This window comes from Pseudomonas sp. S2_H01, assembly GCF_054668305.1.
The window spans coordinates 303993-328336 of the sequence record NZ_CP162756.1 but is presented as its reverse complement, the minus strand read 5'-3'; the positions used below and the strand labels follow the sequence as shown (position 1 = coordinate 328336).

Here is a 24344-nt window from a genome sequence, read left to right as displayed (position 1 = left end):
CGTCGTTGATCGGGATCGAATCAGTGACGCCTTCATGTCTATTCCCTGTCTGAAAGGCAATCGACCCTTGCACCGGACCCATCGGTCAGCTAAAAGCTTGTAAAACTTTTGGTGACCTGTGAGTCATAACGGGCATCTTCACTGTATCGTGCTTGCAGGCGATGAAGGCATCAGGCTGATTTCAGAGACTTTCTGAAGCCGCCAGAGTCTTCCGGTTGCCTTTTTTTTCGGCTTCAAGCCCCGGATTTTCAATGCCTCGCCTTTGGGCGACGGGCGATGTTCAGCAGTTTTTGATTGGGAAGCCATGATGATTGGCATTAAAAGCATAGCGAGTTACGTGCCAGCAGCCGGCGTTGACAATTACGCGCAGGGTGCCAAATTCGGGAAGGATGAAGACTTCATCCTCGGCAAGATCGGTTCTGCTTTTTTGCCACGCAAGGACGATGCTCAGGAAACCTCCGACCTGTGCGTCGAAGCAGCCAACCAGCTGTTCGCCAACAACCCTGAGCTTTCGCGCGACGCCATCGATGTGGTGATCGTGGTCACCCAGAACGGTGACGAAGAAGGCCTGCCGCACACCGCAGCCATCGTTCAGCACAAACTCGGCCTGCCGACCCATGTGGCGGCCTTCGACATTTCGTTGGGCTGCTCGGGTTACGTTTACGGTATCTACGCGCTCAAAGGCTTCATGGAAGCCACTGGCCTGAAAAACGGCCTGCTGATCACCGCTGACCCTTATTCGAAGATCGTCGACCCGGAAGACCGCAACACCACCATGCTGTTCGGCGACGCCGCGACCGCCACCTGGATGTGCGACGGCGCGCCGTGGCAACTGGGTAAATCCAAGTTTGGCACCGACGGCGGTGGCGCAGAGTTCCTCAAGACCACCAACGGCGCCTTCTTCATGAACGGTCGTCAGGTGTTCAACTTCGCGCTGGTCAAGGTTCCGGCGCACCTGAACGAGCTGCTCACCGATTCGGGTCTGCAATCGACGGACATCGATGCGTTCTGTATCCACCAGGGCAGCGCCGCGATTGTCGACGCGGTGGCCCGCCGTTTCGAAGAAGGCAGCTCGCCTGAGAAGTTCGTCAAGGACATGCTCGAGACGGGCAATACCGTGTCGTCGAGCATTCCGCTCCTGCTAGAAAAGCACGTGCTCAACGCGACCTGGAAGCGCGTGGCACTCAGTGGTTTCGGCGTAGGCTTGTCCTGGGGTTCGGCGATCATTTATCGTCCCTGATCCTGACCTGCTTCTGATTGAGCCCACACAAACGGCGACACTGGATTTCAGGTCGCCGTTTTCATTTCTCCCGTTTTTATAAGGACAGTCGCGGTGGACGAGATTTATCAGCGCAACAGCGCCGTTGTGGCCGAACGCTGGCCCGCAGTCATGCAGCGCCTGTCCGGCGAAGATCCATCCTCTGTCCCGGCTCAAGTGCTCGAAGGACAAGGCTCGACCCTGAGCGTTGCGGGCATCCAGCTCACCAGCCGCCACGACCGTCTCGCCGAAGCGCAGATACAGGCGGACAGCCTTCCTGCAGAGAGTCCCGTGATTCACCTCTACGGCACAGGCCTGGGTGATTTGCAGCGCGTGCTCTTGGCCTGCGACCGTCTGCAGCAGCTGCATGTGCACATCCTCAATGGCGCGCTGTTCGCCCTGGTGATGCAATTGCTTGAGCAAAGTGACTGGTTCAGCGACCCCCGCGTGGTGCTGGACTACGCCGATGCACGTACGGAAATCCAGCTACCGTTCTTCGCGCTGCCCGCCGAGCTGGTGCTGGCCGACGATGCCAATGCGCGAATCCGCGATCGTCTGGTCAGTGAAGTGCATGTCGATTTCAATAATCAGGAGTTTTCGCCCGACAACCCGGAAAACGTCCGGCGACTGGAGCAGGGCAGACCGCTGTTGGAGAGCGACATCGACGTCGCGGCGCTTTTTGGTACTCAGGCCGGGCGAGACGTGTTTGTCATCGCCACGGGTCCGAGCCTGCAGCAGCACCTGCCGCGCTTGTCGAGCACCTTTGAGCGTGCTGATCGGCCGCTGTTCATCTGTGTCGACACCGCGTATGTGCCACTGCGCAAGCAAGGGATCAAGCCGGATCTGGTGGTCAGCATCGACCACCGCATCACCTCCCGTCATTTGCCTGCTGACGATACTCAAGGCATCGCATTGGTCTACCTGCCACGTCAGGACGCTGCGATGCTTCAGGCATGGCAAGGACCGCGCTACGTCGGCTATTCCTCCAGCCCGGTCTACTCGCGAATTCGTCAGCAGGTCCCGCGCGCCAACTTGCATGTGGGGGGCAGCGTGATTCACCCGGCCATCGACCTCGCGGTGAAAATGGGCGCGACGCGCATCATCCTGTTTGGCGCCGACTTCGCCTTCCCGGGCGGCAAAACCCACACCGGCTGGCAGGACGGCGATCTGGGGCCTGAAATGAGCATCGCCAGGCATTGGGTGCTTGACGGTCGCGGCAACAAGGTCAAAACGCAGCTCAACTTTCGCAGCTACCTCATTGAACTGGAGCGCTACATCGTCCAGCACCCTGAGGTGCGAGTTTTCAACACCAGCCGCGACGGTGCCCTCATCGCCGGCACCGAGTTCGACCCGGAGTGGACCGCGCCATGACCTCCAATGCTCAAATCATTGCCGACGCAGAGCACTGCGCCCGCCTGTTTCGCCTAGGGCGCGATATTGAAGCTGCGTTGAACATGGTCGAACTGATCGATATCGCCATGCCGCTCTCAACCCGGTTAGCGCCCGAGCAGACGGCTCAATGGACGCAGGTCTTGACTGAACTCTTGCGCTGCCAGGAACGGCAGGACTGGTTAGGTGTGGCGGACTGGTTGGAAGTGGAGTTTGTCGGGCTGTTAGAGGCTGCTTGATAATCCTGCCGGTCACATAATCTCCTTCTCCCCCGGACAGCCGCCAGGACAATCAGCCGTCCTCGCCCCGCTGCCCCCGCTGCCTCATCTTGAAAGTCGAAAATGGTACGAATGTTGCTCAAGGGTCAGTGGGCGGCAAAATCGTCGATGGAATCGCCGACTTATTGGCGTCGTCTCGAACCGACGTACCTCTGACGTATCGGGTGTTCCCAGTGCCGGAGCGCCATGGCGATAAGAGGCAATCAGTTGATGTCTAGGCAGTTGGATTTTTTGAGAGAAGCACATGAAGGCAGTCATTCTGGCCGGGGGACTCGGGACTCGCATCAGCGAGGAATCTCATCTCAAGCCCAAGCCCATGATCGAAATCGGCGGTAAACCGATCATTTGGCACATCATGAAGATCTACTCTCACCATGGCATCAACGATTTTGTGATTTGCCTGGGGTACAAGGGTTACCTCATCAAGGAATACTTCGCCAACTACTTCCTGCACATGTCGGACGTGACGTTCGACATGGCGGAAAATCAAATGCACATTCACCAGCGCCACGCCGAGCCTTGGCGTGTCACGCTGGTCGATACCGGAGAAAGCACCGGCACCGGTGGTCGACTCAGGCGTGTGGCCGATTATCTTGACGGCGAGAGTTTCTGCTTCACCTATGGCGACGGTGTCAGCGACGTCAATATTTCCGAGCTGATTCGCTTTCATCGTCAACACGGCAAGCTGGCCACTGTCACTGCCGTACAGCCGCCCGGGCGTTTCGGTGCCCTGGAGCTGGAGGGCGCTTGCGTGCGCGGCTTTCAAGAAAAGCCTCGTGGAGATGGCAGCTGGATCAATGGCGGCTTCTTCGTACTCGAACCTGCGGCACTGGAGTGTATCGAGGGCGATGCGATCACCTGGGAGGCCCAACCGCTGCGTCAGCTGGCGGCGCAAGGGCAGTTGATGAGCCATTTTCATGAAGGTTTCTGGCAGCCTATGGACACGATGCGCGACCGTGTTTTCCTCGAGGAGCGCTGGAACAGCGGGCAGGCGGAATGGATGCTCTGGCGTTGAAAGCGTTCTGGTCGAACAAGAGGGTCCTGCTCACCGGACATACCGGTTTCAAGGGTGGTTGGCTCGCCGTGTGGCTCCAGCAATTGGGTGCCGACGTCCGCGGCTATGCATTACCTGCCGGAGCGACACCTTCCTTCTGGAGCGTTGCCGGGCTCGGTCAGCGTGTGACAGGTGATCTTGCGGACATCACCGATGCAGAGGTACTCAACCGTGCCGTTCGGGCATTCGAGCCGCAGATCGTTTTGCACCTGGCAGCTCAGCCACTGGTCCGGGAGGCGTACCGCAACCCCGCGCAAACGTACGCCACCAACGTCATGGGCACCGTCAACCTGCTTGAAGCCGTGCGTCACTGCCCCAGTGCGCGCGCCTTGGTCGTGGTGACCACCGACAAATGTTACGAGAACCGTGAGTGGTTCTGGCCTTACCGCGAACAGGATGTGCTCGGTGGTTTCGACCCTTACAGCAACAGCAAGGCCTGCGTGGAACTGGTTTGCGCTTCCTACCGCGATTCGTTCTTCCGTGAGTCTCAGGTGGCGCTGGCCACGGCGCGCGCGGGCAATGTCATCGGCGGCGGTGACTGGTCTGCCGAGCGTCTGGTGCCGGATATCTTGCGTGCCTGGCAGAGCGGCGAGCAGGTGGTCTTGCGTTATCCCCAGGCGACGCGGCCTTGGCAACACGTGCTCGAACCCCTGATGGGCTATCTGATGCTGGCCCAGGGGCTATTTGAGGAACCCGAGAAATATGCGCAAGCCTGGAATTTCGGGCCGGACAGCTCAAGCGTCGCTACGGTGCAGACCATCGTCAGTGAATTGGCGCAACGGTGGCCAAACCCTGTGCGCTGGAGCGTCGATCCACAGGCGCACCCCCATGAGGCCGGCATTCTGGCACTGGACTCGAGCAAGGCCCGGCAGTTGCTGGGCTGGCAACCGCGCTGGTCACTGCGCGAATCACTGCAACGCACGCTGGACTGGCACATGGCCTGGCAAGACCAACGTGACATGCACACCTTCACCCGCGCACAGATCGCGGACTACCAGGGCTCAACCCATGAGTGACAGGACTTCGCAGCAACTGCGTCAACACATCATCGAGCTGGTGGGGGAATACGCACAACTGCAGTACCGCTCGCACGTGTTCGTCCCTGGCGAGACCACCGTTCCTCCGGCGGGAAAAGTCATCGGTGCAGGCGAGCTGCAGTCGATGACGGACGCTGTGCTCGACGGCTGGCTGACCACCGGGCGCTTCAACGATGCCTTTGAGAAACGCCTTGAGCAATACCTGGGCCGCCGCAGCGTACTGACGGTCAATTCGGGGTCGTCCGCCAACCTGGTGGCGTTCTCCGCATTGACCTCGCCACGTCTGGGTGATCGTGCGATCAAGCCAGGTGATGAGGTCATCGGTGTCGCCGCGGGTTTTCCGACCACGGTCAACCCGATCCTGCAATTTGGCGCAGTGCCCGTGTTCGTCGACATCACGTTGCCCACCTACAACATCGACCCGGCGAAAATCGAGGCTGCCATCACCCCCAAGACAAAAGCCATCATGTTAGCCCACACACTGGGCAACCCCTTCGATCTGAGCGTGATCCGGGCCCTGTGCGACAAGTACGAACTGTGGTTGATCGAAGACTGCTGCGACGCGCTGGGTTCGACGTACAACGGCCAGATGGTGGGAACGTTCGGTGACATCGGTACGCTGAGTTTTTACCCCGCGCATCACATCACGATGGGTGAGGGCGGAGCGGTGTTCACCAATAGCCCGCTGTTGAGCCGGATCATGGAGTCGTTCCGCGACTGGGGCCGCGATTGCTATTGCCCACCCGGCCAGGACAATACCTGCAAGCAGCGCTTCTGCCAGCAGAAGGGCGACCTGCCTGAAGGTTACGACCACAAGTACACCTATTCGCACTTGGGCTACAACCTCAAGATTACTGACATGCAGGCGGCCTGTGCATTGGCCCAGATGGATCGTCTGGACGATTTCATTGTCGCCCGTAAGCGTAATTTCGACTGGCTGAGCACACGGCTGGCAACTTGCAACGACTTTCTGATACTGCCGCAGGCGACCCCCAACAGCGAGCCTTCCTGGTTCGGTTACCCGTTGACGCTGCGAGATGGTTGCGGGATCAAGCGAGTGGAATTACTGCAGTACCTCGATGCTCAGCGCATCAATACCCGGCTGTTGTTCGCTGGCAATCTTGTGCGCCAGCCTTATATGACCGGACGCAACTACCGCATCAGCGGCGAACTGACCGTCACCGACAAAATCATGCACGACACCTTTTGGGTGGGGGTATGGCCAGGATTGGGCGAAGAGCACCTGGAACATGTGGCGCGTTGTCTTGAACACTTCTTCGGACTGAGGTCGTAATGGGTACTTATCCGGTCATTCCAGCGTCAACTGACAGCAATCAGCCGACTTACCAGCATCGGTTGACCTTGGCTCCCCTTCGCGTCAAGCCCAATGCCATGACGCTGGATAAAACAGACGCTGCGCAGGAGCATCTTTTCAAGATCGACGATTTTGTCATCGGCGCAGACCGCACGTTCATCATCGCCGAGATCGGAAATAACCATAACGGTTCACTGGAGCTCGCACGCCGGCTGGTCGATGTCTCGATCGAGGCAGGCGCCGATTGCGTGAAGTTCCAGTTGCGCAACCGTGAAGCCTTGTACCGGCGCAAGGCTGATGGTTCTCGGGCCGAAGACCTGGGCGTGGAATACATCCAGGACCTACTCGACAAGGTTGAGATGGACCTTCATGACCACGAACAGATTCGTGCGTATTGCGCGCAAAAGGGCATCAGTTACATTTGCACGCCCTGGGATGAGCCAAGTGTTGACGTTCTGGCAGGTTTTGACGTGCCGGCGTTGAAAATCGCCTCTGCGGATCTGTGTAATCCTTATCTGATCGCAAAGGCCGCGAGCCTGGGCAAACCGCTGATCGTCTCCACTGGTATGTCGCTCGACCACGAAATCATACGCGCGGTCGCTCAACTGAAAGGGCTGGGCGTGCCATTCGCCTTGCTGCATTGCAACAGCACCTATCCTGCGCCTGAAAGCGATATCCAGCTGGGGTATCTCAACCGTCTGCGCGAAATGCATGATCTGATCGGCTATTCGGGGCACGAGCGCGGTACGGCTATCAGCATCGCAGCGGTTGCGTTGGGGTCAAAGATCATCGAACGGCACATCACGCTGGACCGGGGGATGGAGGGGCCCGATCATCTGGCAAGCCTTGAGCCCGTCGAGTTCCGGCACATGGTCGATGGTATCCGCCAGGTGGAGAAAGCCCTTTCGAGCACCGGGCGCAAGCGTCACGCCAGCCAGGGCGAATTATTGAACCGGGAAAACCTCGGCAAAAGTGTCATTGCGGCGCGGGATATCGAACCGGGTGAAGTCTTTACCGAAAATATGTTGCGCGTCGCCAGTCCTGGTCAGGGACTGGCGCCTTATCGCTTGAGCGATCTGCTGGGCAGAAAGGCCGGGAGACGGATCGCTCAGAGTAATTTTCTGTTCGACAGCGACCTAATCGAGCAGGAAGAGGTGCGTCGCAACTTCGAGATGCCGATTCCGTGGGGCGTGCCGGTGCGGTATCACGATTTCCGCCAGTACGAAGAATGGATCAAGCCCGACCTGTTCGAGTTCCACCTGTCGTACCGCGATCTCAGCGTCGATCCGACTCCGTATCTGAAAAATGTGCAGTGCTCGCGTCTGGTCGTGCACGCGCCCGAACTTTTCGAGAACAGCGAACTGCTGAACCTGGTGTCCGATGACCTGGAGTACCGTCAGCGTTCCATCGCCAATATCCAGCGCATCGTCGATGTCACACATCAGATCGCCGAATATTTCCCAAATGCGGATTCTTTGCTCATCGTGGCGAATGTTGGCGGTTTTTCGGCCGATAAGCCTTTGCCGGTAGAACATCGGGCGGAGTTGTATCACCGCTTCAAGGCGTCCTGTGCGCAGGTGGATTTCGGTCGTTGCGAGTTGATTCCGCAAAACATGCCTCCATTCCCCTGGCATTTTGGCGGGCAGCGTTATCAGAACATTTTCATGGCGCCGAACGAGCTGGCCGAGCAGGCCCAGGTGCTGGGACTGCGCCTGTGCCTGGATCTGTCGCACTTGCAGATGACCTGTTTCCATTTTGGGCTGGATTTTCAACAGGAACTTGAGCGTTTGTTGCCGCACACCGCACACCTGCATGTGGCCGACGCCAAGGGCAGTAATGGCGAGGGCGTGCTGATGGGCACCGGCGACGTCGACTGGGCTGCGACCTGGACCCAGCTCAAGCGTTACCCGACCACCAGCTTCATTCCAGAGGTTTGGCAGGGTCACAAAGATCACGGTGCCGGTTTTTGGGCGGCGCTTGAATTCCTGCACTCATTGAATTGAGCCGAGCGGCTCTGCACATTGGATTTTTCGATATGAGTACCACCATGCGGGTTGCTGATTACATCATGAACAGGTTGGCGAAACTGGGCATCAAGCAGGTGTTTTTCCTGCCAGGCGGGGGCGCCATGCATTTGAATGATGCCCTGGGCCGTCATCCCGACCTGGAGCCGATCCTGTGCCTGCACGAACAAGCCTGCGGTGTCGCAGCCGAGGCTGCGAGCAAACTGTCAGGTCTGCCCAGTGCATGTATGACGACCTGCGGGCCGGGCGCCACCAACGCCGTGACTGCCACGCTGGGAGCCTGGCTCGATTCGACGCCGGTCTTTTTCATCTCGGGTCAGGTCAAGACTGCTGACCTCAAAGCCGATACAGGCCTGCGAATGCTGGGCGTGCAGGAAGCCGATATCGTTTCGATCGTTTCTTCGATCACCAAGAAAGCGGTGACGCTGACCGATCCCGAGGCGGTCGCGGAGGTTTTCGATGAACTCGAACACGCTGCATTGACAGGCCGTCGTGGTCCGGTCTGGCTTGACGTGCCGCTGGATGTCCAGGCTGTGCAGATCGATCCGTCCAGGTTACGTCGCGCAACATTGCCGCCTGTCGCCGCCGCGCCGGACCTCAGCGAACCCGTCGCGCGTACCCTGGCGTTGCTTCTGAGCGCCAAACGTCCTGGCATTATCGCGGGAAGCGGCATCCGCATGGCCGGTGCGGTTGAGGCCTTTACCCGTCTGGTCGAGCGGGCGGGTATTCCCGTCATGCCCACGTGGCTGGCGATGGACCTCATCGAAGATGATCATCCCCTGTATGGCGGCCGACCGGGTTCGATTGCGCCGCGCTGGGCGAATTTCACCCTGCAGAACTGCGATCTGCTGATCGTGCTGGGGTCGCGTCTGGACATGGCGTTGACGGCTTACAACCACGCGCATTTTGCACCGGGTGCGAAAAAGGTCGTGGTCGATATCGATCCTGCCGAAATAGCCAAACTGCAAATGCCGATCGATGTGCCAGTCGTCAGTGACGTCAAGCCCTTCATTGAGGCATTGCGCGCCACCATTGAGGTGCAACCGCTGCCTGCCTACTCGGCGTGGCAGGCCCGCATCGACAACTGGCGCGTTCGCTACCCCCTGCTGCAACCCGAGCATAGCGATGACACCGATGGTGTGAGCATGTACCACTTCACCGATCGGCTCTCCACGTTCTTGAAAGAAGGGGATGTGATTGCGCCCGGAAGCTCCGGATTCGCCGCCGAACTGTTTTTGCTCAATATCCGCCTAAAGAAAGGTCAACGCTGCTTCCACAATCGGGGCACCGGCTCCATGGGGTTTGGTATTCCTGCTGCCATCGGCGCCTGCCTGGCCTCAGGGCGCAGGCAAACCATCTGTGTGGAAGGTGACGGCGGTCTGCAGATGAACATTCAGGAGCTGGCGACCCTGGCCGGGCAAAACCTGCCGGTCAAATGCTTCGTCATCAACAACCAGGGTTACGCCTCAATTCGTACTTCTCAAAACGCGCATTTCAAGCTGCTGGTTGGCGCCGACGCGACAAGTGGTCTTGCTCTGCCGCAACTGGAACAACTGGCCGCCGCTTACGGTGTCGGTTACGCCCGTATCGACGCTCACGCCGGGTTGGATAGCACCTTGCTTGACGTGCTCGAGCGAAGTGGTCCGGTGATTTGTGAAGTCATGGTTCAGGTCGACGAAGCACGCGTGCCACGTGTAATGACCCGTATCAACGAGCAGGGCAAGCCGGTGACAGGCGCTCTGGAGGATCTGTACCCGTTCCTGCCGCGCGATGAGTTCGAGCAGCAGATGCTCAATGAAGAGATCGTTTGAGATGGCGAAAGGTTGGCTGCGCTGTCCACGAGTGCCGACTGACGACCGTCGGCCAACGCCATCGAAGCCGGGCGCGGATGCCTTCAGTTCGGGAGAGTCCCATGTTTGATGAGCAATGTTTCGATCACGTCCTGGTATACGGTGCCGGGCTGGCTGGCCAACAGGTTCAGGCCTACCTGTCGGACCGTGGCGTCGAGGTGTCCGGGTTTCTGGACCGGAACACCGCGTTGAAGCCAGGAGCAGGTCTCGCAGTCACGACTGCCGCTCAATGGGCAGAGCTTCACGATCCGGCTCACGCCTGTGTGTTCATCGGGTTGTTCAACAGCGGTGTGGATGTCGGGGAGGTGGTCGAGCAGCTCAAGCAGCTGGGCTACCGCCGTGTGGTCAGCATCGTGGAGTTCGTACGGCATTACCCTGACGATCAGCCATTTCGTTTCTGGCTGGTGGATCCGCGTTTTCTCGAACGACACAGCGACCGTGTGGCGGCGATGCGCGCTCGTCTGGCGGACGATGCCAGCCGTGATCTGCTCGACCGCATCGTTGCCTTCAGAACCCACGGCGACTATGTCCTGAATCCCCCGGTCCCACAGCAGTACTACCCGCACGACCTCCCGGCATGGCCTCAACCGTTGCGTTTCATCGATTGCGGCGCCTACACCGGTGATACAGTCCAGGCCATGCGCGCTGACGGCTTCACCTTCGAGGCCGTGGCGACGTTCGAGCCGAACTTGGTCAACTACCAGGCGCTTGTGCGTGTGCTCAGTGACGTCAATGCGATGAATTTTCCTTGCGGCGTGTCCGACGGCAACAGGCACGTCGGTTTTGACGGCTCATTAGGGCAAGGCGGACATCTGGTGGACTCTGGGGGCGAGCGGGTCACGTGCGTGCGTCTGGACGATGCTTTGCCGGGTTTCGTACCCAACCTCATCAAGATGGACATCGAAGGTGAAGAGCCTGCCGCGCTTGAGGGTGCGCTCGGACTTCTGCGGCGCTATCGACCCCATCTTGCGATCAGCGTCTATCACCGTGCCGATCATCTCTGGAGCATCTTCGAGCAGATCGACGGGTATGGGCTCGGGTATGAGTTTTATTTGCGCTGTCACGCGCACAGTTCCTTCGAGACCGTGCTGTATGCGATGGCGCCGCAACCGTAAACGTTGCACTGCATGGGGCATGCTTGCTGCGAAGGTCGCTGCGCGATTGCGTAATGATCCTGAAAAGTTCGCCAGCCTGGATGACGCACACAGCGATTAATTGTTAACAGCATTGAGGGCCATCAACAGGCCTTCATGCAGATTGAGGGCAGGCGTTATGAGTTTCAAACTGGTTTCCGGAAAAGCGGCTTTGACGAGCGAAAACGCCGATACGCTGTTACTGCCCGATGGCGTCTGCATCCCTGTGCGTCTGTCCGGCTTGCCCCTTGCCAGCGTCGAAGAGGCGGTGTTGGTGCGGTCTAATGATGACCTCGATGTGCTTTCCCGATTGCAGGAATACCCGCACGTCTACAACCTTCTGCATGGCGACGACCTGCGCGCGTTTCTGAACCAGCGCAAGGCCCAGATGCAACGTTGGCTGCAAGAAGGCATCTACATTTTCGGCGCTTACAAAGTCGGCACCTACGTTGCCCGGGAAGCGCGTCAGGTCGGCGTCACCATCAAAGGCTTCATCGACAATGATGCCGCCAAGCGAGGAACGATCTTCGACGGCGCACCGGTATTGGGTCCCGCGGATCTGGATTGCAGCGACGCCACCATCGTCATCGCCAGTGGTCGCTACAGCAACCAAATCATCGAGCAGTTGGGCACCCAATGCCGCAAAGTGCTGAACATGAGCGAGTTTCTGTACGCGGCCGACGCCTCTCATGGTCCGGAAAAGTATTTCTCCAGCGTGGTTCATGAACCCATCGATCAGACTTACCGATACATCTCGACGTTTTTGCGTCTGGTGGATGAGCCTTCGCGTCAGGTCTTCAATGGTTTGATCGGCATGCGTACGACGCTGTCCATTAGGTCGGCGCTGGAGACCAAGTCAGCCTTTCAGGATGAGTACTTCGACAAGGATTTGGTCAGCACCGAAAACGCCCGCTTTTTCGTCGATGCAGGCGCCTACACCGGTGATACGCTGGCCAGTCTCGAACAGCATTTCGGTCCTGTCGAACAGGCCTACCTGTTCGAGCCGGAGCTTGCGCCTTACTACGAGGCACTCAAACGCTTCAGTGATCGTGAGAACGTGCTGGTGTTCAACATGGGGCTGGATCAGCAGCCATCGCGCTTCAAATACGACCCGGCGCTGTCCTGCAACGTGACGAACGAGATCGACGGGCCGGTTTCGCCAAGCGTCGTTTCCTACATCCAGGGCGTGCGTCTCGACGGTCTGGTCCACGGCAAGGTCGGTTTGTTCAAACTCGACATCGAGGGCATGGAAGAGCGTGCCTTGCTGGGCGCGCGGGCGTTGATTCAACGTGAAAAGCCGGTGCTGGCGGTATGTGCCTATCACCGCGCCGACGACTACTGGAAGTTGATTGACGCAGTCGATTCCATTCGCCCGGACTACCGAATATCTATCCGCCACTACGCCGATATCCTCCACGACATTACCTTGTATTTTCATTGATGCATGAATCGCTGGTGCGAATCCCGCCGCCGGGGTCCAGGCCCTTGCCCGTCATGATCGGCCGTCTCTTCGTAATTTTTGATGTGTTCCACCGGGGTGTTGATGAAACGTTCACTGTATGCGTCTCGACCAAATCCGTATTACATCCTCGCCCCCAATTTCCGCAAAAATTCCGCGGGCATTCGGGTACTTCACATGCTGTGCGATGCTTTGATCAGGTCGGGTCAGGAAGCCTATGTGACCGCCGATGGCTTCAGCCCGGCGTTGATGACGCCACCGTTGAACAACGCGGTGCTGGGCTACCACAAGGCAGATGGAATCGAGCCGATCGTCATTTACCCTGAAGTCGTGGACGGCAACCCGTACGAATCCGAGGTGGTGGTTCGTTACCTTCTCAATACCCCGGGTCTGGTGGGCGGGCAGGGCTGTTATGACGACCGCGATATTCTGTACGCGTTTACCCAAGGCCTGCTGCTTCCGGGAATGCCTGAGCAGAACGTACTGTTCCTGCAACCTGTCGATCTCAGCGTCTTTCGACCGCCAGCGGACCCTGCCAAGCGTGTTTCGGGCAAGGTGTGCTTCTATCAGGGGCGATCGGGTTCGGGTGTTGACGAATCGCGTCTTCCCCCTGATGCGATTCGCATCACCACGGGGTTCCCGTCCACCTGGGAAGAATTGGTGGATATCTTCCAGACGTGCGAATTTTTCTATTCGGCGTCAACCACAGCGTTGTCGGCCGAAGCAGCGTTGTGTGGTTGCATCGGAGTGGTCATTCCCGGCGTTGATTCACCGTTGAATTTTTCTGCGCAGGAAACCGGCTCTCATGGCGTTGCGTGGGGCGACAGTCCACACGAAATTGACCGCGCACGCAGGACATTGCCGTTACTCAGAGAAAGTCTTGAGAAACAATCCAGAGAATTCTGGCCAGCCCTCGATCATTTCATTCGGATCACTCAAGAGGCTGCCGCTGAAGTGACTCGGCGCAAGGCCGGCGGCAGGATCAAGGAATGGCTGAGCAGGCGAACACCTTCGGCGGCTCAAGCACGGTTGATTGAGCAGCGGCTAAGGTCTGAGGCTGCCCCGTGTATTTTGGTGGTGATTATCGATACGGATGTCGATCCGACCGGCCAGCGAATGAGGGCAACCCTGCACAGCATGGCGGCCCAACATTGTCCCAGTCTCGCGCTCAAACCGGTTGTGGTGTCGTCTCGTGGTTTTTCTCATCCCGATGTCCAGGTGGTTCATTTCGAGGACGAACATCTGGTTGGCGCCATTAACCAGACCATTTCCGGATGCGTGGCGGACTGGTTTGTCATTCTGCGTGCCGGTGACGAACTGACCGATAATGGACTGACAGCGGCGGCGCTGGATCTGATCGGAGCGGACGCCTACCGTGCGGTTTACTCCGACCTCATCATGCGTCAAAGCGATGGCGAATCTGGCATGCTGCTGCGGCCGAATCTGAATATCGACCTGCTGTTGAGCTTGCCGGTGACGATGGTTTCGAACTGGCTGTTCCGACGTGAAAACTGGCTGCAAGCCGGCACCTTCGATGAGCGGTTCAACGAAGCATTCGAGTTCGATTACATCTTGCGTCTTGTCGAAGAGCAGGGGTTCTCAGGGATTGCGCATCTCAGCGAACCGCTTCTGGCGTCGGGGCTGTCCATGTTGGGCGACCGCGGCGAAGAGCGGCAAGTGGTCGAGCGACACCTGCACGCTCGCGGCTTTGAGTCTGCCCGGGTCGAGCGTTCAGCCCTTGGTAGCAATGAGCTGGATTACCGTCACTTGCAGCAGCCCAAGGTCAGTATTCTGTTAACGGTGATGGACGACCTGCTGAAAATGAAGCTCTGTCTGGCACTCTTGCTGGAAAATGCAGCGTACGAAGACTATGAGGTACTGTTCTTGGATCAAGGAGGATTCAGTCCGTCTGTCGAGCAATGGCTTTCGGACGTCGATCACGTGAGTGACGAATTGATGAGAGTCGTGCGGCTGCCGGTCAACGTCAGCCTTGAGCAGGCGCGCAATGCCGGTGCTCTGCAGGCACTGGGTGAGTTCCTCATTTTCCTGGACCCCGAGGTCAATGTGCTGGGCAGGGACTGGGTGCAACGTCTGCTCAACCATGGACTACGTCCGGAAGTCGGTGCGGTCGGCCCCAAGATCGTCAAGCCAGACGGCACTATTTACAGCGCTGGTCTGCATCTAGGACTCAAGGGACCTGCTGGCACGGCGTTCAGCAATATCGCAGCTGACGACACCGGTTATCTGCTGCGCCTGCAAGTCGATCAGAACTATTCCGCGCTCAGCGGTAAATGCCTGATGGTCCGACGTGAATCGTTCATGTCGGTCGGCGGCTTCGACGAATCTCCGCAAATGGCCATCTGGGCCGACGTCGATCTGTGTCTCAAGCTGCAGCAGGCCGGTTTTCTGAACGTGTGGACGCCGCATGCAAAAGTAATGTTCACGGACGACAAAGAAACCCGGTTCTGCGCTGAATCCAACGCAGCCGTCTACGCTAAGTGGCTGCCGGTGATCTCGAATGATCCTGTGCAGAGTCCCAACGTTTCGTTGAGAGGAAAGGGATTCGAACTGGAAATGGACCTTGCCTCGAGCTGGCAACCCACGAACGCGCGGCCTTTGCCAGTGGTCATGGTGGTCAGTCCTGTACCGGGTATGCCTAACCCCTCAAAGGCGCGCGAACGCTTCGAGGCGCTAAAGGCTGCGCAAATCGTGGACGGGATAGTGGTGATGTCGCGTCCTTCATTACCCGAGCTCTACCGCTACGCTCCGGACGTTCTGGTATTGCAATACCCGTTGTCCGACCAGGCGCTTGTGTGGCTTAAGTCGGTCAGGGAGCTGACAGACACGTTCGCAGTGCTTGAGGTCGACGCCCTGGGTCAGGTAATCAAGGGAACTCAGAATTCGGACTTGGGGCCGCATGCGCGACCCCTTCTGCAGCAGTGCTTCGATCTTGTTGACCGGGTTGTGGTTCCCAACGCGTCGATGGCTGGCGCGCTAAGCGGGTTGCATCAGGATATTCAGGTCGTACCTGCGCGGCTGTCGCCGACGGGTTGGGGCAATGAAGGTGTTTTGCGCGGTCGCGTCGACAAGCTGCGGGTCGGATACGTGTCCGAGCGGGGCCGTCAGGATACGCTTCAACTCATTGCCGACACTGTGCGTGAGCTGGCTGACAGGGTCACCTGGGTGTTTCTGGGCGAATGCCCCGATGCCTTGCGGCCTTTCGTCAATGAGGTCCACACCACCGTTGGCAGCGAGGAATATCCGCGGAAGCTGGCAGCATTGAACCTGGATTTAGCCGTTGTCCCTTCGGCGCCCGACTGGCCTCATGAACATGCCAGTGAGCTGCAGCGCCTGCTGGAGTTCGGCGCCTGCGGTGTGCCCGTAATCTGCAGCCATCGAGAATCCTGCGTTGGCGATTGGCCGGTGACCGTGGTAGGCGATGGTACGGCAGACTGGGTGTTTGCAATCGAATCCTGTATCGCAGATGTCGCTGCAAACGCACAGCGGGGCATCACGTTACGCGCGGCGGTACTGCAGGAGGGTATGTGGAATGCTGACGCTTTGCAGGTGTTGAGCAGCAGTTGGTTGCCTGACCCAAGCCGGGCGCGTACATGACTGGGCCGATCGAGGGGGTACCTGGCCTCGGTCTGCCTGCCCTTCGTGCCTGACGTGAGTGTATGACAATGAATGTAGACCTGGCATCGGCAGAGATCCGGACGCAGGTGCAGCTGGCACTTGAGCGGATCACCGTCGTCCCGCAGCTTGCAGGCAAGCATCTGCTGATAACCGGAGCAACCGGCTTTTTTGGCAAGTGGCTTCTGGCGGTCATCGCGGGCATGAACGCGCGAGGCGCAGAGATTGCAGTCACTGCAGTCTCTCGCTCGCCTGAGCGTTTTCTCGCGCAATATCCCCTTTATCGCGACGTCGCCTGGGTGACCTGGCTTGAGGGGGATGTCCGCGCGTTGGCGCCTGTCAAGCTCGTGCGCGCCCCTGATCTGATCCTGCATGCTGCGACCGACACGTCCGCGGCAGGACAGGCGGACGGTTTGCACACATTTGACACGATCGTTGAGGGGGCCCGTAGTGTGCTTGAACTGGCCGAGAGAACCGGGGCCGGGCGCGTGCTGTTCACTGGCTCAGGTGCTCAGTATGGGCCTTTGACGCCAGGGGTACCGGTGCGCGAGGACGATTTCCAGGGCTGCGACAGCGCCAGCGCCGACAGCGCATATGCCGAGGCCAAGCGAGCTCAAGAGCTGCTTGCTGCCCTCTTCGCCAAGCAACATGGCATCGACGTCATCCTGACTCGATGTTTCGCTTTTGCCGGCCCGGGATTATCACTTGATGGCCATTTTGCGATCGGCAATTTCGTCCGGGATGCGCTCACGCGCGAGGAACTGATACTGAATTCCAGCGGACAATCGGTGCGCAGCTACCTATACGCCGGGGACCTGGTCGTCTGGCTGCTGACGCTTCTCATCGTCGGTCAATCAGGGCAGGCCTACAACGTGGGCTCAGATCAGGCGCTGACAATCACAGAGCTCGCGCAAAAAGTGCTCGAAAGAATTGCACCGCACAAGCCACTCCGGATTCTGGGGAGTCCTGACAGCGGTCCAGTGCGCTCCTGGTATGTGCCAGACATCCAAAAGGCAAGGGGGCTGGGCCTCGATGTATGGACATCGCTGGACCGCTCCATCGACAGCATGGCTGCCTGGGTGCGCGAGCAACGCAGCTTCGATTGACTGCCCTTTCTTTGTCGGGTCTGGCGCGCCGATACGCAAGACGCGCACTCGAGCTCGTCCTCATCCTTAGATCGCGCATTGCCTTCGCCTTAACAGTTGCGGAATCTTCCTACTTGGAAGGCTGTTAGAGGGTAGGGAGTCGATGCCGGTCTTCACATTTTTATAGTATTTTTATTTGTTAGTTATATGAATGACTTAGCAGGATAATTATCCGTCAAATGTCGTGATGGCACTGTTTTGTCTCGCGCTAAGTTGCTCAAGCCTGCTTTCTGATCGTCGATAACGAAACTGTAGGTTTTCCGGGAGAAATGGACTTCCCCGATTTTTGAAAACCTGCCGTTTCTATCAACGAGGGAATTCAAAATGGCTTTAACCGTCAATACCAATATCGCGTCGCTGTCGATTCAGACAAAGCTCAATCGTACCAGTGATGCACTGAGTACTTCCATGAGCCGCATCGCCTCCGGCCTGCGTATTAACAGTGCTAAGGATGACGCTGCCGGCCTGCAAATCGCTACCATGATGACCAACGATGTGAGAGGACAAGTGGTTGCATTGCGAAATGCGAGTAACGGAGTATCCATGGCACAGGCTGCCGAGGGCGGGCTTGATCAAGCGGCTCAGATTCTGCTCAGGATGAAGGAGTTGGCGACTCAGGCACGAGATGACACTAACGGGACCGTTCAACGCACAGCGCTGAATAATGAGTTTGCATTGATGAGCAATGAGCTTACACGGCTTTCTCAAAATACCAAGCTCAACGGCCGAGCTCTTCTTGATGGTTCAGCAGGTAATATGGAGTTACAGGTAGGTACCGGCACAACGGCGGCCGATCGAATCAGTCTTGACCTCAGTGCTAAGTTTGATGCCGCTTCATTGGGTGTCGATTCAGCTGTGATGGCGCTTTCGGGAGCCACTGTCGCGGAGGCTCACACAAATACAGACGCCGCTATGGTGGCAATCGACGCCGCACTGGCGACTGTCACATCCACGCGGGCGGGTTTGGGTGCCTCACAGAACCGGCTTTCTTCGACTGTCACTAATCTGCAGAGCATGAATGAAAACACAGAAGCCGCCCGCGGCCGCATCCAGGACGTCGATTTCGCCGCTGAAACCGCTGAGCTGACCAAACAACAAACCCTCCAACAAGCCTCAACCGCCATCTTGGCTCAGGCCAATCAACTGCCAGCCGCGGTATTGAAGCTGCTTCAGTAACCGTCTGTCCGCTACAGAACCTTGACCTCCGTGCACGTGAGAGGGCGTGTACGGAGAAATAAATCATATGAATCAGAAAGTTATCGCTCGGGTTAAAGATTGCGAAGGTCACGCCGAAACGTTGTGTAACCCCCGTCAAAAGCAGGGGTGGCGCTCTGGTGGCAAAAAATTTTCAAATTGTCCTCAAGCTCCTTCCAGATACGACGATAAACATTACGAAGGTTCTCTAGGCCACACCCGGCGCTTGCCAGGGCCGGAAAGCCGCAGTACCCAACCAACGAGGAATTCATCATGGCTTTAGGCGTAAACACTAACGTAGCTTCCTTGGCTGTTCAGAAGAACCTGGGCAAAGCTTCCGATGCACTGTCGACTTCGATGACTCGTCTGTCTTCCGGTCTGAAAATCAACAGTGCTAAAGACGACGCAGCCGGCCTGCAGATCGCTACCCGCGAAACTTCGCAAATCCGTGGTCAGACTGTAGCAATCAAGAACGCCAACGACGGCATCTCGATGGCTCAGACCGCTGAAGGCGCTCTGCAAGAGTCGACCAACATTCTGCAGCGTATGCGTGAACTGGCTGTTCAGTCGCGAAACGACACTAACGGCACTGCTGACCGTACCGCTCTGAACGCCGAATTCGGCCAGATGTCCGACGAATTGACTCGTATCTCGGCTTCCACCAACCTCAACGGCAAAAACCTGCTGGACGGTTCGGCTGGCACCATGACCCTGCAAGTCGGTTCGAGCACTGGTTCGGCCAACCGCATCGACCTGGTTCTGAGCTCCAAGTTCGACGCCACCTCTCTGTCGGTTGCCAGCGGTTCAGTTGCCATCACCGGCACCAGCGCCACTGCGTCCACCAACATCGACAACGCGATTACTGCAATTGACGCTGCTCTGGCAACGATCAACGCCACCCGTGCAAACCTTGGTGCTTCGCAAAACCGTCTGACCAGCACCATTTCCAACCTGCAAAACGTCAACGAAAACGCCACCGCTGCACTGGGCCGTATTCAAGACACCGACTTCGCCGCTGAAACCGCTAACCTGACCAAACAACAGACTCTGCAACAGGCTTCCACCTCTGTTCTGGCCCAGGCTAACCAGCTGCCATCCGCTGTACTGAAACTGCTTCAGTAATATCGGTTAGAGTTTTAGCGGGGGAGTGTGCTTGCGTGCTCTCCCGCTTTTTACTTTTAGAGGTGAGTGGACATGGACATTAGCAACCGGTTGAGCACGGTCTACCCTGCGGTGCAGTCGTTGCCAACGGTGCCTGTGGTTGCTGACAAGCAAGCCGTGGCGCCTCAAGTCGTCTCCGCGCCCGCAGCGTCTGCGAAGTCGGATACGGCGACAAGTAAAGACGCTGACCCTCAAGAGAAGTCAAAAGACTTGAAAGCAGCTGTGCAGGAAATGGAAAAATTCTTTCAGTCGGTTCGCCGCAATCTGGAGTTCTCGATCGACGAGGGATCCGGTCAGGTGGTCGTGAAGGTCATTGCCACTGAAACGGGCGAAGTCGTGCGGCAATTGCCGTCAGCCGAAGCTCTGAAAATCGCCGACAGCCTGAAGAATGCAAACAGTCTGTTGTTCGACGCAAAAGTGTAAATGGCATGAAACGTGAACGCAGTTCTTCTGAGCTGGCACGTAGTCAAAAGACTGACTCAAACTGAAAGGAGACACAAATGGCTAGTCCAATCACCCCTTCAACCGGCTTGGGATCTGGCCTGGCGATCGGGGAGATCGTCACCGCGCTGGTGAACTCCGACAAGCTCGCCAAGCAGACACAGATCACTACACAAACCAAGCTGGTCACCACCAAGCTCTCTGGGATAGGCACGCTGAAGTCGGCGATGTCGGCGTTTCAGACATTATTGAAGCCACCCACCGGCACCACCAGCACGTTGCAATTCGCAGGTTACGCGGCCAAGTCGTCTGACGAAACCAAAGCAACCGTAACGTCCGACAACAGTGCAGTTCCGGGTAACTACACCGTCAAGATCAACAAGCTGGCCACCAGCTCCAGTGTGGCGACCGCTGCATTTTCTGGCGGCTCTAACAGTGCTATTCCGAGTGGCAATCTGACCGTCACTCAAAATGGCATTTCCAAAAGCTACACGATCCCGACAGGCGCGACGTTGGCCTCGGTCGTCAAGCAGATCAACGCTGACACCAAGACCACGAACATCAGTGCCAACATCATCACCGACGCCAACGGTTCACGCATGGTGTTGGGTTCGAGCACAACGGGTGCGGGTTCGGACATCACGACAAGCAGTGATATCACCGGCTTTACCATTGCATCGGGTGTGGCGATCAACACTGCATCAGCGACCTCTGCCGGTTATATCGGTAGCCCGCCGATCAGTGCGGACGTCGATATCAATGGTTTCAACGTGATCAGCAAGAGCAATACCATTGACAAGACACTCGGCGGTATTTCTCTGCAATTGGCGGCGGTGGGAACAACGACTGTCAACGTCTCGACCAACACCGATGGTCTGAAGACGTCCTTGCAGGCGTTTATCGACTCGTACAACGCTGTGGTCAAAGCTATTTCCACGGTGACCAAGGCCACCGTCAGTGATACCCCGGACCCGACAACCGGTGCGACCGTCACCCCGGCTGCCTTGACAGGCGATGCGATGCCTCGTTCGATCCTGTCGGCGATGCGAAACGAGTTGGTGACAACCGGCGCCACGGGCAATCTTTCAGTGTTGTCGCAGTTGGGTATTACCACCACTCAGTCAGACGGCACCCTCTCGCTTGATGCCACCAAATTCACCGCGGCCATGGACAAGGGCTTGGCCGGCGACGTGCAGCAGTTGTTCAGCGGCACCGGCGACGGTTCCAACGGTCTGATTGCGCGCATGAACGCGGCCATCACGCCTTATACCCAGACGGGTGGCATTTTTGACACGCGTACCACGAGTCTGAACAAACAGCAGAATGATCTGCAGGACCAGCAAGCTGCGCTGGACCTGCGTGTCACCAACTTGACCGCAACCCTGACCGCCAAGTACAACGCCATGGACTTGCTGGTAGGGCAGCTCAAGGCCTCTGCGACCAGCATTACGTCGTTCTTCGACTCGCTGAACGCGCAGAAAAGTGGCTGATCATTGAAATGAAAACAAGGACCCGGCCCAGTGCCGGGTTTTTGGCATCTGGCCTTAAAGTTTCTCAAGGCCGTGTCGATACCCTGAATATAGAAACTTCGAGTTGTGTGAGGTAAGTACATGAACCGGATGGCAGCCCTTCGGCAGTATCAGAAGGTCAATTCACACGCACAGACCGCCGTGGCCACGCCGCACCGTCTGGTGCAGATGCTGATGGAAGCGGGACTGGACCGTATCGCCCAGGCCAAAGGTGCGATCGAGCGCAAGGACGTGGCCGCCAAGGGCACGTTGATTGGCAAGGCCATCGAGATCGTGGGTGGCCTGCGTGAAGGTCTGGACATGGAGAAGCAGGCAGAGGCCCTGGCCCATGTGGACAACCTGTATGTGTACATGATGAAGCGTCTGGCGGAAGCCAACATCAAGACCGACCCGAAAATTCTCGACGAAGTCAGCGGTTTGTTGACTACCGTGAAGGAAGGTTGGGACGCGATTGGCGATCAGCAGCAAGCGCTGTAAGGAGATAACCATGAGTGCTGCACTCAAGCGAATCGAAGAAACTCGCGAAGCCTTGGTCGGTGCCCTCGCCGAGCGAGATTGGGAGGCGATCGGCAAGCTCGATCTGGCTTGCCGTGCCTGCGTCGACGAAGTCATCCGCGAGGCGACTGACGACGAGCCTGAGGTGCGCAGCAATCTGGAAGAGTTATTGGGCGTGTATCGGCAGCTGATCGATATCGCTGCAGGGGAGCGTCAGGCAATTGTCGATGAAATGTCGCAGATCCAGCGAGCGAAAAGCGCTGCAAAGGTTTACCATCTGTTTGGTTGACGCTTGGTTGATCTGAAAAATTTGTGCGCCATAAAATTGACTGTGTACGGTTTTTTGACTTAACTAGTGATGTTCACTAATTTCTGGTTGATGTAGCGTCCTGCGGACAGTACAAATGCCAAGCTTGCCCCTGATGGGCATCGAGTTGACTAGGGAAGTTGCTATTGCATGTGGCGTGAAATCAAGATTCTGCTGATCGATGACGATAGCCAGCGCCGCCGTGACATGGCGGTGATTCTGAATTTTCTCGGCGATGAGAACCTCTCCTGCTCCAGCACTGACTGGCAGCAAGTCGTGGGTTCTTTGACCTCCACTCGAGAAGTCCTCTGCGTGCTGGTCGGCTCGGTGAATTCGCCCGGCAGTCTTCAAGGGCTGCTTAAGACCGTCGCTGCGTGGGATGAGTTCCTTCCTGTCTTGCTGATGGGCGAAAATTCTTCTTCCGAGTTGGCCGAAGACCTTCGCCGACGCGTGTTGTCCACCGTCGAGATGCCGCCCAGCTACAGCAAATTGCTGGACTCCCTGCACCGCGCCCAGGTCTATCGTGAAATGTACGATCAGGCCCGTGAGCGGGGTCGTCAGCGCGAACCCAACCTGTTCCGTAGTCTGGTCGGCACCAGCCGCGCGATTCAGCATGTGCGTCAGATGATGCAGCAAGTGGCCGACACCGACGCCAGCGTCTTGATTCTGGGCGAGTCGGGCACCGGCAAGGAAGTGGTTGCACGTAACCTTCACTACCATTCAAAGCGTCGCGATGCGCCGTTCGTGCCCGTCAATTGTGGCGCGATTCCGGCCGAGCTGCTGGAAAGCGAACTGTTCGGCCACGAGAAGGGCGCGTTCACGGGCGCGATCACCAGCCGGGCAGGGCGCTTTGAGCTGGCCAACGGCGGCACGCTGTTCCTCGATGAAATCGGTGACATGCCGTTGCCGATGCAGGTCAAGTTGCTGCGGGTCTTGCAGGAACGCACCTTTGAGCGTGTGGGCAGCAACAAGACCCAGAGCGTCGATGTGCGGATCATTGCAGCGACCCACAAAAACCTCGAAGACATGATCGAGACCGGTGGCTTCCGTGAAGACCTGTATTACCGCCTGAACGTGTTCCCGATCGAAATGGCGCCGTTGCGTGAGCGCGTGGAAGACATCCCGCTGCTGATGAACGAGCTGATTTCGCGCATGGAGCACGAAAAACGCGGTTCTATCCGTTTCAACTCGGCCGCCATCATGTCCCTGTGCCGCCACGGCTGGCCGGGCAACGTGCGTGAACTGGCCAACTTGGTGGAACGCATGGCGATCATGCACCCCTACGGCGTGATTGGCGTTGCCGAGCTGCCGAAGAAATTCCGCTACGTCGATGATGAAGACGAGCAACTGGTGGACAGCCTGCGCAGCGATCTGGAAGAGCGCGTGGCGATCAACGGTCACACGCCCAACTTCGCCAACAGTGCGATGCTGCCGCCAGAAGGCCTGGACCTGAAGGATTACCTCGGTGGTCTGGAACAGGGCTTGATTCAGCAGGCGCTGGACGATGCCAACGGTATCGTGGCGCGCGCCGCCGAGCGCTTGCGTATCCGCCGCACCACGCTGGTGGAGAAGATGCGCAAGTACGGCATGAGCCGCCGCGACGGCGATGATCAGGTCGACGACTGACACTCGTTTGACGCGC

Annotated in this window: 19 protein-coding genes; all 19 read left to right on the top strand. The window is 57.9% G+C overall.

Annotation, left to right across the window (positions count from 1 at the left end; translation table 11 throughout):
- The first annotated feature begins 307 nt into the window (after positions 1 to 307).
- The 19 genes from AB4N84_RS01520 to AB4N84_RS01430 all read left to right on the top strand — a co-directional run bounded on the left by AB4N84_RS01520 (position 308) and on the right by AB4N84_RS01430 (position 24328).
- The gene (locus tag AB4N84_RS01520) at positions 308 to 1240 is read left to right on the top strand and encodes a ketoacyl-ACP synthase III (RefSeq protein ID WP_460044962.1); all 933 of its coding nucleotides are present in this window, start codon (positions 308 to 310) and stop codon (positions 1238 to 1240) included.
- A gap of 93 nt (positions 1241 to 1333) precedes the next feature.
- A complete protein-coding gene (locus AB4N84_RS01515; protein WP_460044960.1) occupies positions 1334 to 2629 on the top strand; it encodes a motility associated factor glycosyltransferase family protein in 1296 nt (431 codons plus the stop codon).
- Positions 2626 to 2886, top strand: a complete 261-nt coding sequence (locus tag AB4N84_RS01510) for a hypothetical protein (protein ID WP_460044959.1) — start codon at positions 2626 to 2628, stop codon at positions 2884 to 2886. The genes AB4N84_RS01515 and AB4N84_RS01510 overlap by 4 nt, the downstream gene beginning before the upstream one ends.
- Before the next feature lie 283 nt (positions 2887 to 3169).
- Positions 3170 to 3940, top strand: coding sequence for a glucose-1-phosphate cytidylyltransferase (gene rfbF, locus AB4N84_RS01505; RefSeq protein WP_460044958.1), 771 nt, complete (start codon positions 3170 to 3172; stop codon positions 3938 to 3940).
- Positions 3922 to 4995, top strand: coding sequence for a CDP-glucose 4,6-dehydratase (rfbG, locus tag AB4N84_RS01500; RefSeq protein WP_460044957.1), 1074 nt, complete (start codon positions 3922 to 3924; stop codon positions 4993 to 4995). Before rfbF ends, rfbG begins: the two co-directional genes overlap by 19 nt.
- On the top strand, positions 4988 to 6310 hold the full coding sequence (rfbH, locus tag AB4N84_RS01495; protein WP_460044955.1) for a lipopolysaccharide biosynthesis protein RfbH: 1323 nt from the start codon (positions 4988 to 4990) through the stop codon (positions 6308 to 6310). Before rfbG ends, rfbH begins: the two co-directional genes overlap by 8 nt.
- The gene (locus AB4N84_RS01490) at positions 6310 to 8334 is read left to right on the top strand and encodes an N-acetylneuraminate synthase family protein (protein ID WP_460044953.1); all 2025 of its coding nucleotides are present in this window, start codon (positions 6310 to 6312) and stop codon (positions 8332 to 8334) included. The genes rfbH and AB4N84_RS01490 overlap by 1 nt, the downstream gene beginning before the upstream one ends.
- Positions 8335 to 8366: 32 nt before the next feature.
- Positions 8367 to 10166 (top strand): thiamine pyrophosphate-binding protein, encoded by a 1800-nt coding sequence (locus tag AB4N84_RS01485; RefSeq protein ID WP_460044951.1) that lies wholly within the window; start codon positions 8367 to 8369, stop codon positions 10164 to 10166.
- A gap of 101 nt (positions 10167 to 10267) precedes the next feature.
- Positions 10268 to 11320 (top strand): FkbM family methyltransferase, encoded by a 1053-nt coding sequence (locus AB4N84_RS01480; protein WP_460044949.1) that lies wholly within the window; start codon positions 10268 to 10270, stop codon positions 11318 to 11320.
- Between the two features lie 157 nt (positions 11321 to 11477).
- On the top strand, positions 11478 to 12779 hold the full coding sequence (locus tag AB4N84_RS01475) for an FkbM family methyltransferase (RefSeq protein WP_460044948.1): 1302 nt from the start codon (positions 11478 to 11480) through the stop codon (positions 12777 to 12779).
- A 102-nt stretch (positions 12780 to 12881) separates the two neighbouring features.
- Positions 12882 to 16412 (top strand): glycosyltransferase, encoded by a 3531-nt coding sequence (locus tag AB4N84_RS01470; protein WP_460044946.1) that lies wholly within the window; start codon positions 12882 to 12884, stop codon positions 16410 to 16412.
- Between the two features lie 68 nt (positions 16413 to 16480).
- Entirely contained in the window at positions 16481 to 17536 is a 1056-nt protein-coding gene (locus AB4N84_RS01465) for an NAD-dependent epimerase/dehydratase family protein (RefSeq protein ID WP_460044944.1), read from the top strand.
- A gap of 363 nt (positions 17537 to 17899) precedes the next feature.
- Positions 17900 to 18751: a flagellin domain-containing protein gene (locus AB4N84_RS01460; RefSeq protein WP_460044943.1), complete on the top strand. Its 852-nt coding sequence runs from the start codon at positions 17900 to 17902 to the stop codon at positions 18749 to 18751.
- A 291-nt stretch (positions 18752 to 19042) separates the two neighbouring features.
- On the top strand, positions 19043 to 19891 hold the full coding sequence (locus tag AB4N84_RS01455; RefSeq protein ID WP_460044942.1) for a flagellin domain-containing protein: 849 nt from the start codon (positions 19043 to 19045) through the stop codon (positions 19889 to 19891).
- A 72-nt stretch (positions 19892 to 19963) separates the two neighbouring features.
- Positions 19964 to 20353 carry a flagellar protein FlaG gene (locus AB4N84_RS01450; protein ID WP_460044940.1) on the top strand — a complete coding sequence of 130 codons (390 nt, stop codon included), beginning with the start codon at positions 19964 to 19966 and terminating at the stop codon, positions 20351 to 20353.
- Positions 20354 to 20430: 77 nt separating this feature from the next.
- Positions 20431 to 21861 (top strand): flagellar filament capping protein FliD, encoded by a 1431-nt coding sequence (gene fliD / locus AB4N84_RS01445; RefSeq protein WP_460044939.1) that lies wholly within the window; start codon positions 20431 to 20433, stop codon positions 21859 to 21861.
- Between the two features lie 120 nt (positions 21862 to 21981).
- The gene (gene fliS / locus AB4N84_RS01440; RefSeq protein WP_062386028.1) at positions 21982 to 22377 is read left to right on the top strand and encodes a flagellar export chaperone FliS; all 396 of its coding nucleotides are present in this window, start codon (positions 21982 to 21984) and stop codon (positions 22375 to 22377) included.
- A gap of 10 nt (positions 22378 to 22387) precedes the next feature.
- Entirely contained in the window at positions 22388 to 22684 is a 297-nt protein-coding gene (gene fliT, locus AB4N84_RS01435) for a flagellar protein FliT (protein ID WP_460044938.1), read from the top strand.
- A 168-nt stretch (positions 22685 to 22852) separates the two neighbouring features.
- Complete coding sequence (locus AB4N84_RS01430) at positions 22853 to 24328, top strand: sigma-54 dependent transcriptional regulator (RefSeq protein WP_460044936.1); 1476 nt, start codon at positions 22853 to 22855, stop codon at positions 24326 to 24328.
- Positions 24329 to 24344 lie beyond the last annotated feature (16 nt).